At 70.3% G+C, this 16662-nt stretch carries 16 protein-coding genes and 1 pseudogene; 10 read left to right on the top strand and 7 right to left on the bottom strand.

The window, feature by feature from the left end; all coding sequences use genetic code 11:
• Positions 1 to 185 precede the first annotated feature (185 nt).
• Positions 186 to 1061, bottom strand: a pseudogene (locus tag ACIPEK_RS01460) (RNA repair domain-containing protein); the annotation flags it as partial.
• Between the two features lie 558 nt (positions 1062 to 1619).
• On the opposite strand from ACIPEK_RS01460, the gene ACIPEK_RS01455 reads away from it, so the two are divergent.
• The 5 genes from ACIPEK_RS01455 to ACIPEK_RS01435 all read left to right on the top strand — a co-directional run bounded on the left by ACIPEK_RS01455 (position 1620) and on the right by ACIPEK_RS01435 (position 4390).
• On the top strand, positions 1620 to 2009 hold the full coding sequence (locus ACIPEK_RS01455) for a transposase family protein (RefSeq protein ID WP_401989586.1): 390 nt from the start codon (positions 1620 to 1622) through the stop codon (positions 2007 to 2009).
• A gap of 62 nt (positions 2010 to 2071) precedes the next feature.
• Entirely contained in the window at positions 2072 to 2446 is a 375-nt protein-coding gene (locus ACIPEK_RS01450) for a PadR family transcriptional regulator (RefSeq protein ID WP_266360896.1), read from the top strand.
• Positions 2443 to 3057 carry an HAAS signaling domain-containing protein gene (locus tag ACIPEK_RS01445; RefSeq protein ID WP_401989585.1) on the top strand — a complete coding sequence of 205 codons (615 nt, stop codon included), beginning with the start codon at positions 2443 to 2445 and terminating at the stop codon, positions 3055 to 3057. Before ACIPEK_RS01450 ends, ACIPEK_RS01445 begins: the two co-directional genes overlap by 4 nt.
• Before the next feature lie 204 nt (positions 3058 to 3261).
• Positions 3262 to 3540 (top strand): hypothetical protein, encoded by a 279-nt coding sequence (locus ACIPEK_RS01440; RefSeq protein WP_401989584.1) that lies wholly within the window; start codon positions 3262 to 3264, stop codon positions 3538 to 3540.
• Between the two features lie 370 nt (positions 3541 to 3910).
• Positions 3911 to 4390, top strand: a complete 480-nt coding sequence (locus ACIPEK_RS01435) for a transglycosylase SLT domain-containing protein (RefSeq protein WP_401989583.1) — start codon at positions 3911 to 3913, stop codon at positions 4388 to 4390.
• Between the two features lie 218 nt (positions 4391 to 4608).
• Here the strand turns inward: ACIPEK_RS01435 and ACIPEK_RS01430 are convergent, their stop codons facing one another.
• The 3 genes from ACIPEK_RS01430 to ACIPEK_RS01420 are packed head-to-tail and all read right to left on the bottom strand — an operon-like array spanning position 4609 to position 7726.
• Complete coding sequence (locus ACIPEK_RS01430) at positions 4609 to 5436, bottom strand: sugar phosphate isomerase/epimerase family protein (RefSeq protein WP_401989582.1); 828 nt, start codon at positions 5434 to 5436, stop codon at positions 4609 to 4611.
• Positions 5433 to 6578, bottom strand: a complete 1146-nt coding sequence (locus ACIPEK_RS01425) for a dihydrodipicolinate synthase family protein (RefSeq protein ID WP_401989581.1) — start codon at positions 6576 to 6578, stop codon at positions 5433 to 5435. The genes ACIPEK_RS01430 and ACIPEK_RS01425 overlap by 4 nt, the downstream gene beginning before the upstream one ends.
• Positions 6575 to 7726: a Gfo/Idh/MocA family protein gene (locus ACIPEK_RS01420; protein WP_401989580.1), complete on the bottom strand. Its 1152-nt coding sequence runs from the start codon at positions 7724 to 7726 to the stop codon at positions 6575 to 6577. The genes ACIPEK_RS01425 and ACIPEK_RS01420 overlap by 4 nt, the downstream gene beginning before the upstream one ends.
• Positions 7727 to 7855: 129 nt before the next feature.
• Here ACIPEK_RS01420 and ACIPEK_RS01415 point away from each other — a divergent pair, with 129 nt between their 5' ends.
• Both ACIPEK_RS01415 and ACIPEK_RS01410 read left to right on the top strand, forming a co-directional pair.
• Complete coding sequence (locus tag ACIPEK_RS01415; RefSeq protein ID WP_401989579.1) at positions 7856 to 8923, top strand: LacI family DNA-binding transcriptional regulator; 1068 nt, start codon at positions 7856 to 7858, stop codon at positions 8921 to 8923.
• A 112-nt stretch (positions 8924 to 9035) separates the two neighbouring features.
• A complete protein-coding gene (locus ACIPEK_RS01410; RefSeq protein WP_401989578.1) occupies positions 9036 to 9824 on the top strand; it encodes a sugar phosphate isomerase/epimerase family protein in 789 nt (262 codons plus the stop codon).
• A 10-nt stretch (positions 9825 to 9834) separates the two neighbouring features.
• Here the strand turns inward: ACIPEK_RS01410 and ACIPEK_RS01405 are convergent, their stop codons facing one another.
• Positions 9835 to 10794, bottom strand: a complete 960-nt coding sequence (locus ACIPEK_RS01405) for an EamA family transporter (RefSeq protein ID WP_401989577.1) — start codon at positions 10792 to 10794, stop codon at positions 9835 to 9837.
• A 99-nt stretch (positions 10795 to 10893) separates the two neighbouring features.
• Between ACIPEK_RS01405 and ACIPEK_RS01400 the strand changes: the two genes are divergently transcribed.
• Positions 10894 to 11805, top strand: a complete 912-nt coding sequence (locus ACIPEK_RS01400) for a LysR family transcriptional regulator (protein WP_401989576.1) — start codon at positions 10894 to 10896, stop codon at positions 11803 to 11805.
• A 229-nt stretch (positions 11806 to 12034) separates the two neighbouring features.
• Positions 12035 to 13900 (top strand): glycoside hydrolase family 3 protein, encoded by a 1866-nt coding sequence (locus ACIPEK_RS01395; RefSeq protein ID WP_401989575.1) that lies wholly within the window; start codon positions 12035 to 12037, stop codon positions 13898 to 13900.
• A gap of 72 nt (positions 13901 to 13972) precedes the next feature.
• Here the strand turns inward: ACIPEK_RS01395 and ACIPEK_RS01390 are convergent, their stop codons facing one another.
• Both ACIPEK_RS01390 and ACIPEK_RS01385 read right to left on the bottom strand, forming a co-directional pair.
• A complete protein-coding gene (locus ACIPEK_RS01390) occupies positions 13973 to 15442 on the bottom strand; it encodes a S28 family serine protease (protein ID WP_401989574.1) in 1470 nt (489 codons plus the stop codon).
• 98 nt (positions 15443 to 15540) lie between these two features.
• Complete coding sequence (locus ACIPEK_RS01385; RefSeq protein ID WP_383069075.1) at positions 15541 to 15912, bottom strand: hypothetical protein; 372 nt, start codon at positions 15910 to 15912, stop codon at positions 15541 to 15543.
• Positions 15913 to 16150: 238 nt separating this feature from the next.
• Here ACIPEK_RS01385 and ACIPEK_RS01380 point away from each other — a divergent pair, with 238 nt between their 5' ends.
• Positions 16151 to 16648: a hypothetical protein gene (locus ACIPEK_RS01380; RefSeq protein ID WP_401989573.1), complete on the top strand. Its 498-nt coding sequence runs from the start codon at positions 16151 to 16153 to the stop codon at positions 16646 to 16648.
• Positions 16649 to 16662: the final 14 nt, after the last annotated feature.

The raw sequence follows: 16662 nt of genomic DNA, 5'->3' as shown, positions 1-16662 counted from the left end.
GGCCGCCCGTTTCCTGTGGTGACGGCGCCTGAGCAGCGCTGTCCGGACCGCCGGGAACACAGCCGGGCCAGGGCCTGTTGCGCCCATGGGGCGGAGCGGCTGGGAAGCTGTTGTCCGGCGGCACTTTGCCCCAGCTGGCCATGGCCTCATCTGTCGGTGATCCCGGAGAGCCATGCCGTGTCCTCCGGGCCCGGCGCTCCGAGGCCGGGCGCGGGCAGCCGGCGGACCTCGCCCGTTCGCAGGGCGACCGTGGCCCGTGGCCGCATCGGCCCGTCGCCCCTGCGTGAAAGCAGGACGAGTTCCCAGACTGTCGCCGCCATGGTGTCGAGCCGGGTGACACAGTCGGCGGTGACTCGCCGCGGATCCCGGGTCCGGCCCAGGGACAGATGTGGGGTGAAGTTCTTGGCGGGCCCACTGCAGCGCGGGAACCGCTGCTGCAGCAGGCGGTGCAGGTGGGCCCACGGCGCCTGGCCGGCTGCCGTCGGGTCGAGCCACACGGTGAAGTACGCCCTGTGCCGGAAGGTGTGCACCCCGTCCAGCCGGGCGGTGAAGACCGGCGTCTCGGCCGTCGCCGCGGCGAGCAGCGGGGCGGCCCGCTCGAAGTCGGACTCCGGCACGAAGCCGAAGAGCACATTGACGTGCGGCGGCCACCGGTGGATCTGCGGATCGTAATCCCGGCGGATGTCCTGGATCGGCGGCCACAGCTCCGCAGGCGGGATCCAGGCCACCGCTGTGCGGGCCGTCGGGGGCACGTCGAGGACGCCGGCGGGATCGCCCCTGCCGGAGCTCGTATCGAAGCTCAGGTCCGCTTGCGGGTCCCGCACCCGGCCGGCGCCCGACACATCGATACGGTCCACGCCCGTGGCCCGGTCCCAGACCACCTCGCCGTCCGCCTCGATGAACACCACCCGGTGCCACGGGATGTCGCCCCCGGGCACGAATGAAGGCAGCGGGATGCGTTTGCAGGCATCCCCCCGCTGGCTGATCCCCAGCACGAACCGGGCCGGGTCGAACCGCGGATCCCAGCGGACCCGGTGATAGATCTCGTCGCTGGTTCGCATCACGCCTCCTCGCCCACTCACGCCGCGACCGGCCGGACCGCCGCTTCAGTGCGGCTTCACCGGTTCTCCCAGGATGCCCCGGGCTTCAGCCCGGGAGGAATGGGTCCTTGGGGCGGAGCCGCGTAGCGCCGGAGTTCGTTGCATATCTGCTCTGACCTGCGCTTTCTTTCGTTGCCAGTGGGGGCGGCCAGGTTGGGGATCACGACGACAGCTGCCGGTCACACGCCGGTCCGCCAGGAGGTCGGCGGCATGCAAGAACCCGAGCGGCCCCGCGCTCGCCTTCTCCGCCGACGGCTGGTCGTCGTTCGTCGCGGCGGTCAACGACGACAGCATCGCGGTCTGACGCCTTCCACGCCTCGCAACCGATCGACCCGGGCGAACGGATGCGAGGCATTGAGCCTCCGCCAACTTGAAGTCGCTGGTCAAAGGACTGGTGTGACCGGTGCTCGGGGTGCTCGCGCTGGTCGTGGGCAGTTGTCTGAGCAGTAGATCGTCCGTCAACGGTTGACTTGCCGGTTCCTGCGCGCGGTGGCGGGGCGGCCTTCTACGATCCGGTGTATGGATCCCGAGCTGCTGGAACGGATCTGGATATCCGCAGCCCGGCCCGGCCGCACCCACGACATCACCGCCGCCCGCCACGACCACGTCCTGGCCCGCCTGCGCGCCGCCGGACTCGGCGCCCTCGCGGACCTCGGCTTCCGCGGCCTGGACAACGACGTACGCAATCCTGTGATCGTCACCGGCTTCACCGCCAGCCGCACCCACAAACTCACCCCCGGCCAGAAGACCGCCAACCGTGTCCTCGCCGTCGGACGCGCACCCGTCGAGCACGGCTTCGCCCACCTCAAGAACTGGCGGATCCTCACCAAGCTCCGCGCCGACCCCGCCCGCGCCACCTACCTCCTGCGTGCCCTGCTCGTCCTGACGAACCTCGAAAACAACCGCTGACGACGCTCTGGAAGGGGACCCCCCCTTCCTGTCCGCTTGCCCCACCAGGTATCTTGCATCGCATGGAACCAGGTGATTCGACCAAGCAGGCCCGGGCAGCCGCTCAGCTACGCAAGGGCGTCCTGGAGTACTGCGTACTCGCCCTGATGCGGGACCGCCCCCGCTACGGCGTGGAACTCCTCCATGCCCTGGAGGACTCCGGCGCCCTGGCCACCAGCCAGGGCACGGTCTACCCGCTGCTCTCCCGGCTCCGCCGCGACGACCTGGTCACCACCACCTGGCAGGAGTCCGCCTCCGGCCCACCCCGTCGCTACTACGCGCTCACCGACAGCGGCCGGGCCGCACTCGACGAGTTCACCCGTGTCTGGCCCGGCTTCCGCAACGCCGTCGACGCCTTCCTGACCACCCCGCACCCCTCCACCGGAGACCCCGCATGAAGACCTCTGCCGACCCCGTACGCGACTACCTCTCCGCCGTCGAGCGCGAGAGCTCCGCACTCCCCGCCGACCGTCGCCAGGAACTCCTCGCCGACCTCGCCGAACACATCGAGGTGACGCGCACCGAGCGTCCCGACGCCGCGATCGGCGAGATACTCGCGGAGCTGGGGGACCCCCGCACGATCGCGGCGATGGCACTGGCCGAGGCGGGGAACGGGACCACCGGCACCCCGGCCCGGAGCGACGTGGACGCACCCGCCCGGCGCGGCAAGGTGCACCCCCTGGTCCCGCTCCTGATGCTCACCCTCTCGCTGCCTTTCACGATGATCTTCTCCATCGGCCCCGACGCGGCGTTCGACCCCGGCCCGGTGTTCGGCTTCCTGTTCCGTGTCACCGGCGCGGTACTTCTCTGCACCTCAGTGCACTGGACCGCCGTCCAGAAGACCACCGGCGTGCTGCTCACCGTCATCGTGCCGACCACCGTCATCGTCACCTGGAACCTGATCAGCGGCTGGGCGGCGGGCGAAGTCCCGGCCCTCCTGGGCAACCTGGGAAGCCTCGCCCTGATGGTCGGCACGGCAGTATGGCTCTGGCGGGCCCGCCGCGCCTGAGCGCGGCCGCCGACGTCCCGGTCCACCAGGACGTTTCGGCGCAGACCTAGACCGCATCAGGCACCGCTCCTGACCTGGAAACAGCGAAACGGCCGTTCCGTCAGACGATCTACTCCGCAGACAGCCGCCCACGACCAGCGTGAGCACCCCGAGCGCTGGTCACACCAGCCCTGTGAGCTGCGGTTTCAAGTTGGCGGAGGCTCGTTGTCACGCTCCCCCGAGAAACCCTTCACGCACGGACGCATCGCACAGCAACTCCAGTACATCGTCCTCGCCGCCGAAAGGCTCTCGGCGACCGGGAGGGCGGCCTGGTGGAACATCGCGGCCAGTACATCCGCCAACGGGCGGCCCCAGGCGACGCGGACCACGTCCCGCGCGGCGAGCCGCAGCGTCCGCCGTCGTCGCCGCACCTCGGCCGACCGCCGCCCACGGCTGCACGCATTCGCGTTCGGAACCACGAAGATCCGTCCGTCCGCAGCGTGATGCCGGTCGTGCGCGGTGGGGACCGCGAGTTCCCTCAGGTCACTTCAAATGGTCCGACCGCGCTCCAACTGCGCCGCGTATTTCATTCATTACACGGGACGAATAGAGGGCTTTTTTCGCTCGCCATGGACCATATAACAGTGTCCGTTTTGGGCTGATTTAACACTTCTGTCGTGTGATGTGGCCGATATGGTGTGCGTCACCATGATACGACTTAGTAGGGCAAAGAGCCCGCCTCATGGCCTGTTTGCGGCGATTTCGGAGGCCGTTGCCAGTTCCCTGTACGTATTCCGATAGTAAAGAGAGCCATTGACCGAAACTTGAACCCGGCTTAACAATTCTCGGAATCCCACGGAAGAGGTGATTCCCGATGCAGATATCCGCGCTGCCCAAGAAGTTCGCCCGCATGACCCAGACCAAGAAGATCTCGCTCGGCATGGCCGCCGCCGGTGCCGCAGTCGTCGCCGGTTCTCTCGCCGGTTCTCTCGCCGGTGCCCCGGCCGCCTCGGCCGCCACCCCCGCCCGGCTCGGCGGCAGTGTCGACACCTGGATCAACCAGTCACTGGAGATCATGCGCGCGCAGGGCATCCCGGGCTCCTACCACGGGATCCACCGCAATCTGATGCGCGAGTCGAGCGGCAACCCGAATGCCATCAACAACTGGGACTCCAACGCCGCCAAGGGCATCCCCTCCAAGGGGCTGCTCCAGGTCATCGACCCGACCTTCAGGGCGTATCACGTCCCCGGCACCTCGTGGAACATCTACGACCCGGTCGCCAACATCACCGCCGCCTGCAACTACGCGGCACAGCGCTACGGCTCGATCGACAACGTCAACTCGGCCTATTGATCAGCATGCGATGAAACGTCGGGAACTCGCGAGGCGGTCCCGACAAGGCGAAACGGGCCCGGTCAGAAGACCGGGCCCCCTCGCTTTCCCCCTCCGTCAGGGCTTCCCGATCCCCCCGGATCCCTCCCCGGAAGCGCCCGACGTCAGATATGACCCGGCAGGGTGCCGAACGGTTGCACGTCTTGGCGATCTCTTTACCCTGGCGGCAAAAAGCCTTCTCAGCAGGCGTGTTCGGCGTACCGGGACGCGACCTCCGCGAGGACTTCGGCGCCGTCGCGGGCCCAGAGGGCCTCGTTGAAGATCTCCACCTCGATGGGGCCGTCGAAGCCGGTGGCCTCGACCAGCGTGCGGAACGCGCGGAAGTCCACGGCCCCGTCGCCCAGTTGGCCCCGGCCGACCAGGACACCCGCCGGGAGCGGGGTGATCCAGTCCGCCAGCTGGAAGGAGTGGATACGACCGCCCGCGCCCGCCCGGGCGATCTGTGCGGCCGCCTGGTCGTCCCACCAGATGTGGTAGGTGTCGACGACCACCCCGACCTGCTCGGCGGGGAAGCGTTCCGCGATGTCCAGGGCCTGGGAGAGCGTGGAGACGACGCAGCGGTCCGAGGCGAACATCGGGTGCAGCGGTTCGATCGCCAGACGTACGCCCCGCTCGGCCGCGTACGGTGCGAGTTCGCCCAGGGCGTCCGCGATCCGCTCACGCGCGCCGTACAGGTCCTTGCTGCCGACGGGAAGGCCGCCGGAGACGAGGACCAGGGTGTCGGTGGACAGGGCCGCCGCCTCGTCGAGCGCGGCGCGGTTGTCGTCCAGGGCTCGGGCCCGTTCCGCCGGGTCGATGGCCGTGAAGAAGCCGCCTCGGCAGAGGCTGGTGACCGAGAGGCCGGAATCGGCGAGCAGTCGGGCGGTGCGCTCGATGCCGTACTCCTGCACGGGGGCCCGCCACAGGCCGACCTTGTCGATGCCCGCCTTGACGCAGCCCTCGGCCAGCTCGGGCAGCGACCACTGCTTGATCGTCTCCTGGTTGATGGAGAGCCGGCCGTCGCTCATCGTGTGCCTCCGTTGACCGCGAGCAGGGCGCGCATCCGGGATTCGGCCAGCTCCGGGTCGGGGAACAGTCCCAGCCGGTCCGCGAGTTCGTACGCCTTCGCCAGATGCGGCAGCGAGCGCGCGGACTGCAGGCCGCCGACCATGGTGAAGTGGTCCTGATGGCCGGCCAGCCAGGCGAGGAGGACCACGCCCGTCTTGTAGAAGCGGGTGGGCGCCTGGAAGAGGTGGCGGGACAGCTCGACCGTGGGGTCGAGGAGGTCCCGGAAGCCCTGGACGTCCCCGGTGTCCAGGACCCGTACCGCGTGTGCGGCCAGCGGGCTCAGCGGGTCGAAGATGCCGAGCAGGGCGTGGCTGAAGCCCTGGTCGTCGCCCGCGATCAGCTCGGGGTAGTTGAAGTCGTCGCCGGTGTAGCAGCGGACCCCGCCGGGCAGGCGGCGGCGGACGTCGATCTCGCGCTCGGCGTCCAGGAGCGAGATCTTGATGCCGTCGACCTTGTCCGGGTGCTCGGCGATGACCTTCAGGAAGGTGTCGGTGGCGGCGTCGAGGTCCGAGGAGCCCCAGTAGCCCTCCAGCGCCGGGTCGAACATCGGGCCGAGCCAGTGCAGGACGACCGGCTCCGAGGCCTGGCGCAGGAGGTGCGCGTACGTCTCCAGATAGTCCTCGGGCCCCTCTGCCGCGGCGGCGAGCGCGCGGGAGGCCATCAGAATGGCCTGGGCGCCGCTCTCCTCTACGAGGGTGAGCTGCTCCTCGTACGCGGACCGCACCTCGGCGAGAGAGGCGGGTCCGGCGGGAAGCTGGTCGGTGCCGACGCCGCAGGCGATGCGGCCGCCGACCGCCTTCGCCTCGGCGGCGGAACGGCGGATCAGTTCGGCCGCGCCGGCCCAGTCCAGACCCATGCCGCGCTGGGCGGTGTCCATGGCTTCGGCGACGCCGAGACCGTGCGACCAGAGGTGGCGGCGGAAGGCGAGGGTGGCGTCCCAGTCGACGGCGGCCGGTGAGTCGAGGCTGATGTCGGCGTACGGGTCGGCGACGACATGGGCGGCGGAGAAGACCGTTCGGGAGGCGAGGGGAGCATCGCCGGGGGCGAGGTCGAGCGGGGTGGTGCGGGGTTCGTAGGGGCCCTGCGGGAGGTGGATCGTCACAGCGTCAGCTCCGGTACGTCGAAGCGGCGGCCCTCGGCGGAGGACTTCAGGCCCAGCTCGGCGAGCTGGACGCCGCGGGCGCCGGCCATCAGGTCCCAGGTGTACGGCTCGTCGAGCACGATGTGGCGCAGGAAGAGCTCCCACTGGGCCTTGAAGCCGTTGTCGAAGGTGGCGTTGTCGGGGACTTCCTGCCACTGGTCGCGGAACGACTCGGTGACCGGGAGGTCCGGGTTCCAGACCGGCTTGGGGGTGGCCGAGCGGTGCTGGACACGGCAGTTGCGGAGGCCGGCGACGGCGGAGCCGTGGGTTCCGTCGACCTGGAACTCGACGAGCTCGTCGCGGTTGACGCGGACCGTCCAGGAGGAGTTGATCTGTGCGACAGCTCCGCTCTCCAGCTGGAAGATGCCGTACGCGGCGTCGTCGGCGGTGGCGGCGTACGGCTTCCCCTGCTCGTCCCAGCGCTGCGGGATGTGCGTCTGGACGTGCGCCTGGACGGTGGAGACCCGGCCGAACAGCTCGTGGAGCACGTACTCCCAGTGCGGGAACATGTCGACGACGATGCCGCCGCCGTCCTCGGCGCGGTAGTTCCAGGACGGGCGCTGGGCCTCCTGCCAGTCGCCCTCGAAGACCCAGTAGCCGAACTCGCCGCGTACGGAGAGGATCTCTCCGAAGAATCCGCCGTCGATGAGTCGCTTCAGCTTCAGCAGGCCCGGCAGGAAGATCTTGTCCTGGACGACGCCGTGCTTGATCCCGGCGTCACGGGCCAGGCGGGCCAGCTCCAGGGCACCCTCGACGTCCGTGGCGGTGGGCTTCTCGGTGTAGATGTGCTTGCCCGCGGCGATCGCCTTCTTGATCGCCTCGACGCGGGCCGAGGTGACCTGGGCGTCGAAGTAGATGTCGATGCTGTCGTCCGCGAGGACCGCGTCGAGGTCGGTCGACCACTCGGTCAGACCGTGCTGTGCGGCGAGCTCCTCCAGCGCATGGGCGCGACGGCCGACCAGAACGGGCTCGGGCCACAGCACGTCACCGTCACCGAGATCGAGGCCGCCCTGCTCGCGGATCGCGAGGATCGAGCGCACCAGGTGCTGCCGGTATCCCATGCGACCCGTGACGCCGTTCATGGCGATGCGCACTGTCCTGCGTGTCACGAAAATTCCTCCATACACCCGTAGCAAGCGCTTTCTATCGGTGATGACGCTAGCCTGCCGACAGCGGCCCGGACAAGAGGGGGCGCGCCGACAACTCCTCTCACTCCTCGTCACCCTCGGAGGAAAACGATGACAGTCACCCTGGCGGATGTGGCGGCCCGCGCCCGGGTGTCCCCGGCCACCGTCTCCCGCGTGCTGAACGGCAACTACCCGGTGGCCGCATCCACCCGGGAGCGGGTCCTGCGCGCGGTGGACGACCTGGACTATGTGCTCAACGGGCCCGCGAGTGCACTCGCTGCGGCCACGTCCGACCTGGTCGGCATCCTGGTCAACGACATCGCCGACCCGTTCTTCGGGATCATGGCGGGGGCGGCGCAGACCGAGATCGGCGGACCCGGGGACGGTTCGGGCCGGGCGGGCGGCGAGAAGCTCGCCATCGTCTGCAACACCGGCGGCTCCCCCGAGCGCGAACTCACCTATCTCACCCTGCTCCAGCGCCAGCGCGCCGCGGCCGTCGTCCTGACCGGAGGCGCCGTGGAGGACCCGGCGCACCAGGCGGCGATCTCCGCCAAGCTGGCGAAACTCGCGGACGCGGGCACACGGGTGGTGCTGTGCGGGCGGCCCCCGCTGCCGGACAGCGAGGCGGTCGTGGCCGCACTGGCCTTCGACAACCGGGGCGGGGGGCGTCGCCTCACCGAGCATCTGCTCTCACTCGGCCACCGGCGGATCGGCTATGTCGCGGGCCCGTTGGAACGGACGACGACCCGGCACCGTCTTGAGGGTCACCGCGACGCGATGAGAGCGGCGGGCCTCGTCGGCGACGAGGAGCACCTCACCGTCCATGGCCCCTACGACCGCCGCTCCGGCTACGACGCCACCCTCGAACTCCTGCGCCGCGAGCCGGAGGTGACGGCTGTCGTCGCCGCCAACGACACTGTGGCCCTGGGCGCGAGCGCGGCGATCCGGGACCGTGGTCTGCGCATCCCCGAGGACATCTCGGTGGCGGGCTTCGACGATCTGCCGTTCTCGGTGGACGCGGTACCGGCGCTGACGACCGTACGACTGCCGCTGTTCGAGGCGGGCGCGCGGGCGGGCCGGCTGGCGATGGGCAAGGAGACGCCGCCGCCGGGCGGCATCGCGACGATCGCGGCGGAGCTGATGGTGCGGGGGTCGACGGCGCCGCCGCGTGTGGGCTGAGGTTGTGCTCCCGGCCCGGGGGTACCGGTATGCATGCCCCGGGCCGATGATGTGCTGGCCGCTGTCCGGTGCGTACGGCGCGGTGGCACGTACCGATGGAAGGAACATGCACGTGAAGCTCGCTTTCTCGACCCTCGGAGTGCCGGGGATGCCGGTGGCCGATGTCGTCCGGCTCGCCGCGGAGCACGGTTATCAGGGGGTGGAGCTGCGCGCCCACCCCGAGGAACCGGTTCACCCGGGCATCTCGGCGCTCGAACGGGCCGATGTCGTCGAGGAGTTCGAGAAGGGCGGCGTCGAGATCCTGACCGTCGCCGGGTATGTCCGGGTCGCGGCCGAGGGGGACGACCGGGCCGCGCTGGACGAGCTCGCCGGGCTGGTGGAGCTGGCGCACGACCTGGGTGCGAAGAACGTCCGGGTCTTCCCGGGCGGCGGTGACCAGGACCCGGCCGTGGCCGACGCGACCGCCGCCCGCCGGCTGGCCGCCGCCGCTCCGCACGCCGCCGACCTGGGCGTACGCATCCTGCTCGAAACCCATGACTCGCACCGGGCGGGCGCCGATGTGGCCCGGGTCGTCGGGACGGTCGGGCACGGGCAGATCGGTGCGCTCTGGGACATCATGCACACCTGGCTGGCGGGCGAGGAACCTGCCGCGAGCCATGCGGTGCTGGCCCCGCACCTGGGCTACGTACAGGTGAAGGACATCGCATCGGCCCAGGACACCGAACCGTTGGCGCTGGGTGCCGGGGTGCTGCCGCTGGGGGCCTGTCTGGACACGCTGGACCCGGACAGCTGGGTCTGCTGGGAGTACGAGAAGCGGTGGCACCCGGGGGCGGCGGAGCTGCCGGGGCTGCTGAGCGCGGGGCGGGAGCATCTGCTGCGGCTGGGTGCGCCCAAGCCGTAGGCGGCTGCGCTCAGGTCCGCGCCGGCCGCGGTGCCGGTTCCGGTGTCTCCGGCTCCGCAGGTCCCGCATTCCCATCGGGCACGGGAGCCCGATCCGATGCCGCCCGGCCGGTCCGCCGCGCCCCCGCCAGCGATGTGAGGGCCACCCCGCCGACCAGCAGCGCCGCCGCGCACCACCGCAGCGGGCTCACCGACTCGCCCAGCAGCAGCGCGGCCGCCGACATCCCGAAGACCGGGACGAGCAGGGTGAACGGGGCCACCGACGAGGCCGGGTGATGGCGCAGCAGGAAGCCCCAGGCCCCGAAGCCGAAGACGGTGGTGATCCAGGCGACGTAGACGATGATCCCGACGCCGCTCCAGTCGAGCGCGGCCAGGGCGTCGGCGTCGCGGTCCCAGCCCTCGAAGAGGAGGGAGAGACCGAGCAGCGGGAGCACGGGCACGGTCGAGACCCAGACCATGAAGTTGAGGGAGTCGGGCGGCGCGGCCTTGCGGGTCAGTACGTTGGACACGCCCCAGCAGGCCGCCGCCGCGATCACCAGGACGAAGGCGAGCACGGGCCCGCCGGCGCCCTCGTCGACCGCGGCCACCCCGATGCCCGCGAGAGCCACCATCATCCCCAACACCCGTATTCTGCCCGGCCGTTCACCGAGGGCGAGCGCCGCGAAGAGAGCCGTGAAGACCGCCTGGACCTGGAGCACGAGGGAGGAGAGACCGGCGGGCATGCCGCGGTCCATGCCGATGAAGAGCAGCCCGAACTTCGCCACTCCGAGGACGAGCCCGACACCCACGATCCACTTCCAGGCGACCTTGGGCCGGCCGACGAAGAAGACCGCGGGCAGCGCGGCGACCAGGAAGCGCAGGGCGGAGAAGAGCAGCGGCGGGAAGTGCCCGAGGCCGACCTCGATGACGACGAAATTGACACCCCAGACGGCGGCCACCAGGGCGGCCAGGGCGATGTGGAGGGGACGCATGCACCGAGGATCACCCACGCCGACCATGTAGCACCAGCGCGGATTTCTTCATGATGGAATTGAGCGTTGCTAACGAATCAACAAGGGCCGGAGGCTCCGGTGCTCGATCTTTCCCGGCTGCGCGCGCTGCATGCCGTCTCCGTCCATGGCTCCGTCGCGGGCGCCGCCGCCGCGCTCGGCTACACCCCGTCGGCGGTCTCGCAGCAGATCACCAAGCTGGAGCGGGAGACCCGTACGACCCTTCTCGAACGGCGCGGGCGCGGCGTCGCACTGACCGAGGAGGCGCTCCATCTCGCCGAAACGGCCCAGCAGTTGCTGGCGATCGTGGAGCGCGCGGAGACGACGCTGGAGGAGCGCAGGGGGCTGCCGACCGGGCGGCTCTCGATCGGCGCGTTCGCGTCCGCGGCGCGCGGGCTGCTGCCCGGTGTGCTGGCCGGGCTGGACCGGGACCATCCGGCGCTGGAGGTCCGGCTGACCGAGGTCGATCCGCATCTCTCGGTCGACCTGGTGGCCAAGGGCGTGATCGATCTGGCGGTCGCGCACGACTGGGACATCGCCCCGCTGCCCGCCCCGGAGGGGGTGGCACAGGCGGTGATCGGTGACGACCGGTGCGATCTGCTGGTGCCCGAGGGCCATCGGCTCGCCGGGCGGGAGGCGGTGCGGCGCGAGGAGCTGGCGAAGGAGCGGTGGATCTGCCAGCCGCCGGGGACGGTCTGCCACGACTGGCTCCTACGGACGCTGCGCGCGGCGGGCTACGAGCCCGACATCCGGCACCAGGCGGAGGAGAACCACACCCAACTGGCCCTGCTCGCCGCCGGTCTCGGGGTCGCACTGATCCCGCGACTGGGGCGGGGGCCGCTGCCGACGGGGGTGGTGGCGGTGCCGCTCGATCCCGTACCGGTGCGTCGGCTGTACGCGCTGTGGCGTACGGAGGCGGCCCGGCGGCCCGCGATCACGGCGGCGGTGTCGGCACTCCAGGTGCACGGGGCCGCGGTGGGGCTGAGGAGGTGAGTGGTCCCGGCAGGCGTCCCGGCCCCGCGCCCCGATCACCGGACCTGCCCGGATTCGCCCACACCTCCCCGATCACCGGACCTGCCCGGATTCGCCCACACCTCCCCGATCACCGGACGGGCTCAAAACGGTCCGGACCCTTGACCGGAAGTTATTTTCTGGATATCCGTGCTCCTTGGAAGTTTCTTTCACCACCCCCTCGTCCCCGAGTACGGCCGAAGGAGCTCACGTGCACCACCGCACCTCCAGACGCACCCTCCTCACCGCCACCGCCGCGACCGCCGCAGCCGCCGTCACGGGCGGGGTCGTCGCCCCCGGCGCCGTCGCCGCCCAGAGGTCCGCGAGCAGCGGGCAGAGCAGCGGGCAGCAGAACTCAGCCGCCGCCATCAAGCGCCTCAAGGGCCTCATCTCCCGGATGAGCCTGGAGGAGAAGGTCGGGCAGCTCTTCGTGATGCGGGTGTACGGGCACTCCGCCACAAAACCCGACCAGGCCGACATCGACGCCAACCTGGCCGAGATCGGGGTCCGTACGGCCGCCGAGTTGATCGCGAAGTACCACGTCGGCGGGATCATCTACTTCGCCTGGGCGCACAACACCCGCGACCCGCACCAGATCGCCGACCTCTCCAACGGCATCCAGCGCGCCGGTCTCGCCGGCCCCACTCCCCTGCCACTCCTCGTCTCCACCGACCAGGAGCACGGCATCGTCTGCCGCGTCGGCGCGCCCGCCACCTTGATGCCGGGCGCGATGGCGCTGGGCGCCGGCGGTTCGCGCTCCGACGCCCGCCGGGCCGGGCAGATCGCGGGCGCCGAACTGGCCGCGATCGGCATCAACCAGAACTACGCCCCGGACGCCGACGTCAACGTCAACCCGGCCAACCCGGTGATCGGCGTACGCTCCTTCGGCTCCGACCCGCAGTCCGTGGCCGGGATGGTCGCCGCCCAGGTGAAGGGGTATCAGAGCAGCGGCATCGCTTCGACCGCCAAGCACTTCCCCGGCCACGGCGACACCAGCACCGACAGCCACACCGGTCTGCCCGTCATCCGCCACACCCGGGAGCAGTGGGCGGAGCTGGACGAGCCGCCGTTCCGGGCCGCGATCGCCGCGGGCATCGACTCGATCATGACCGCACACATCGTGGTCCCGGCGCTGGATCCCGCGGAGGACCCGGCGACGCTGTCCCGCCCGATCCTCACCGGCATCCTGCGCGAGGAGCTCGGCTACGACGGTGTCGTGGTCACCGACTCGCTCGGCATGGAGGGCGTACGGACCAAGTACGGCGACGAGCGCGTGCCGGTCCTCGCGCTTCAGGCGGGAGTCGACCAGCTGCTCAACCCGCCGAACCTCGGCGTCTCCTGGAACGCCGTCCTGGAGGCCGTGAAGAACGGCGAGATCAGCGAGGCCAGGATCGAGGAATCGATCCTGCGGATCCTGCGGCTGAAGACGAAGCTCGGGCTGTTCGACGACCCGTTCGTCAGCCACAAGGGAGTGGATCGCACCGTCGGGACGCGGGCCCATCTCGCCGCCGCCGACCGGCTCGCAGAGCGCACGACCACACTGCTCGCCAACGACGGCGCGGTGCTGCCGCTTTCCCGCCGCTCCCACAAGAACCTCCTCGTGGTCGGCGCCGATCCGGCCTCGCCGTCCGGCACCACCGGGCCGCCGACCACCACCCTGGCCACGGCCTTCGTGGAACTGGGGTACGCGGCAAGCGCGCTGTCCACCGGCACCGCCCCCACCAAGGCGAAGATCGACGAGGCGGTGGCGGCCGCACAGGGCAAGGACGCGGTGATCGTGGGGACGTACAACGTCTCGGCGACCAGCTCGCAGCGCACCCTGGTGAGCGCGCTGGCGGCGACCGGCATCCCGGTGATCACGGTCGCGATCCGCAATCCGTACGACATCGCCCAGCTGTCCGGGACCGGGTTCGCGGCGAACCTGGCCACGTACTCCTGGACCGATGTCGAACTGCGGGCCGCCGCCCGGGTGATCGCGGGCCGCGCCGAACCGGAGGGCACCCTGCCGGTGCCGGTGCAGCGCGCGGACGATCCGGCGCGCGTGCTGTACCCGGTCGGGTACGGGCTGACCTACTAGAGATCCGGTAACCGGGAAGGGGCTGTGCACCCGCACAGCCCCTTCCTTGGTACGGCTTCGGTCAAGGACCGGTTACGGCCGCAGCCCGCGCTCGTTCATCACGTCCCGCTTGTCGAGCCGTTCGTCGAACTTCGCGAGCGGCTTCGCCTTCGCCGGGTCGTCCTGCACGGCGGCCGGGGCGACGCCCGCCCAGCGCAGGATGGCCGCGGTGGCCTTCGCCTTTTCGTCGTCGGCGAGCCCGGCCACGTTGGAGCCGTGGTTGCCGCCGGCCACGGTCATGACATAGCTGTCACGGGCGCCCGCCCCGAGCCGGAAGCGCTCCGCACCCCACGGGTCGTTCTGCCCGTACACGTACAGCATGTGGTTGGCGTGGTGCTTCACCCAGCTGTCGACGTCGCGCATCACCGACGGCTGGAACTTCATCGGGATGGAGCGCGGCACGAAGGTGCGCGGCGGCTGATATCCGTACCGGCTCAGCTTGCCGAGCCACGGCTGCTCGATGTCCGGCGAGCCGAGCTGGGTACCCGCCTGGTAGTAGTACGGGGTGTACTTCTCCAGGCCCTGGTCGGCGTAGGCGGAGAAGCCGGATATGCCGTCGATCGAGTCCCAGATCGCCTGGTCGGGGGCGGTCTTGGCGTCGGCCGGGATGCTGTCGCAGTCGGACAGCAGGCTGTACTGCCAGAACGCCCAGACATAGTCCATGACGACGGCTTCGTACGCCTTGTCGAGCGAGCCGACGGTGTTGAAGGTGTAACCGTTCTCGGCGGCGTACTCCTCGAACTTCTTCTCCAGCGGCTCGCGGCGGATCAGCGCCTCGCGCTGCACCCCGTTCAGCTTGTCACGGCACTCCTTGGTGCCGACGTTCTCGAAGAACCGGTCGTACGCCGAGTCCTCCTTGTTGACCACGTCGTTGGGCGCGACGTACGCGACGACGCCGTCCATGTCCTTGGGGTAGAAGCGCTCGAAGTACGTGGCGGTCATGCCGCCCTTGGAGCCGCCGGTGGTCAGCCAGTTCTTGGTGTAGATCTGCTTCAGCGCGGTGAAGACGCGGTGCTGGTCGCTGGCGGCCTGCCAGATGTCGAGCTTGGACCAGTCGGCGGGAGCCGGGCGGGACGGGGTGAAGAACCGGTACTCCAGAGAGACCTGGTTGCCGTCGATGATCCGGGTCGGCTCGGAGCGGCTGGGGTTCGTGGAGACGTTGTAGCCGCTGGTGTAGAAGACCGTCGGGCGGGACGTGTCCTTGTGCAGCAGGGTGATGCGCTGCTGGAAGGTGCCCTTGGACGGGTGCCGGTGATCGATCGGCTGGGTGTAGTTGAGGACGAAGTAGCGGTAGCCCGCGTACGGCTTCTCCTCGATGAGACTCATTCCCGGGATGGCCAGGATGCGGTCCTTGATGTCCGTGCTCGTGCCGCTGTCACTGCCGGCCGTGCTCCCGAACGCGGTCGGTTCCGCGGCGGTGGCCGCCCCGGCCGAGGCACCCGTCGCACTCACTGTGCCGATGAGCACCGCGAGCGACAGGAACCCTCTGAGCGCCTTGCGCATGCACCCTCCCCTTGATTCACAACAGACATCGTGAACCTAGCGGGGCAACACCTCTGCCGCCAGACCCTTTTGGCACGGACCGCGACGGGCCGCCGCCGTCAGCAGAGAATCCAGCCCGTGGAGCCGGACCTTCCCGAGATCGTGGCCGAGGCCCGGACACACCGGTTCAGCGCATGGACCGTCACCGGGCCGGCCTGCCGGGCGTATCTGCCGCTGTCGACGACAGGGCTGCCGCCGCGCGCCTGGATGTGCACGGACATCTTGCGGCGTGAGCCCGGCTTCTTCGCGACCGCGACCGCGCAGGCGTAGGAGCGGCTCTTGTAGACGCGCAGCTCGCCGGTCTTGAACTCGACCGTCTTCGCGGGGCGCCCGGCGCAGGCCGTCGCGGCGTCCGCGCTGTTCGCCGCACTGCCGCTGAGCACCAGACCGACGGCGGCCACCAGCGGCAGGACGAACAGGCGCACAAGCATCCGGCACCCCCGGCCGCTTCCGCCCCCGCCGACCTCTCCGGCCTCTCCGGTCCCTCTGATCACCAGCAGCCCCATCGTCCGATCGAACACTTACGCCCTCGCTCGACACATACACGTACATGCGTACGACGCAGGAGGCCATCCGGAGGTTGCACCCGGCGCGCTCCGCCTCCGGGGCAACCGAATCGCCACAGCATGGCTCCAACACGGCAGAGCCATACGAAAGGCAGGAACTGCCATGCTCCGACTCCGCTACTCACAGGGCCCCCGCGGCCGGCACACCACCGGCCGGACGCTGCTCGCCACCGCTCTCCTCACCGTCGTCGCCGCAGTCCCGGCCGCTGCGGCTGCCCCGCAGGCCCCGGTGGCCGCGGCGCCGGTACGCAGCGACGCCGGCACCCCGGCTTTCCAACAGGTTGCCCACTTCTACGCCGCCTACATCGATGCCGCCACGGCGGAGGGCGGCGGCAAGCTCGCCACCGCCCTGAGGACGTTCTACCTGACGCCCCACCTGCGCACCCAGCTGAAGACGTGGGAAGAGCGCAACCACGCGGACGGTGTGCTCCGCGCCCAGAACACCCCGCTCGCCTTCCGGGTCACCTCCGGCGACAGCGGCGCGGGCCACACCTGGTCGAAGGTGCGGCTCACCTGGAGCAACGGCAAGCACCCCACGTACTCGTATCTGACCGTGCGGTCGGACCTGCAGACCGGCAAGATCTCCGGCATCGGCGGGTGAACCGGTGGACGGGC

The sequence above is a fragment of the Streptomyces sp. NPDC088246 genome, from assembly GCF_044741025.1.
In the GTDB taxonomy this organism is placed as follows: domain Bacteria; phylum Actinomycetota; class Actinomycetes; order Streptomycetales; family Streptomycetaceae; genus Streptomyces.
The sequence above is the reverse complement of the archived record's forward strand: the minus strand, read 5'-3'. Positions and strand labels throughout refer to the sequence as shown.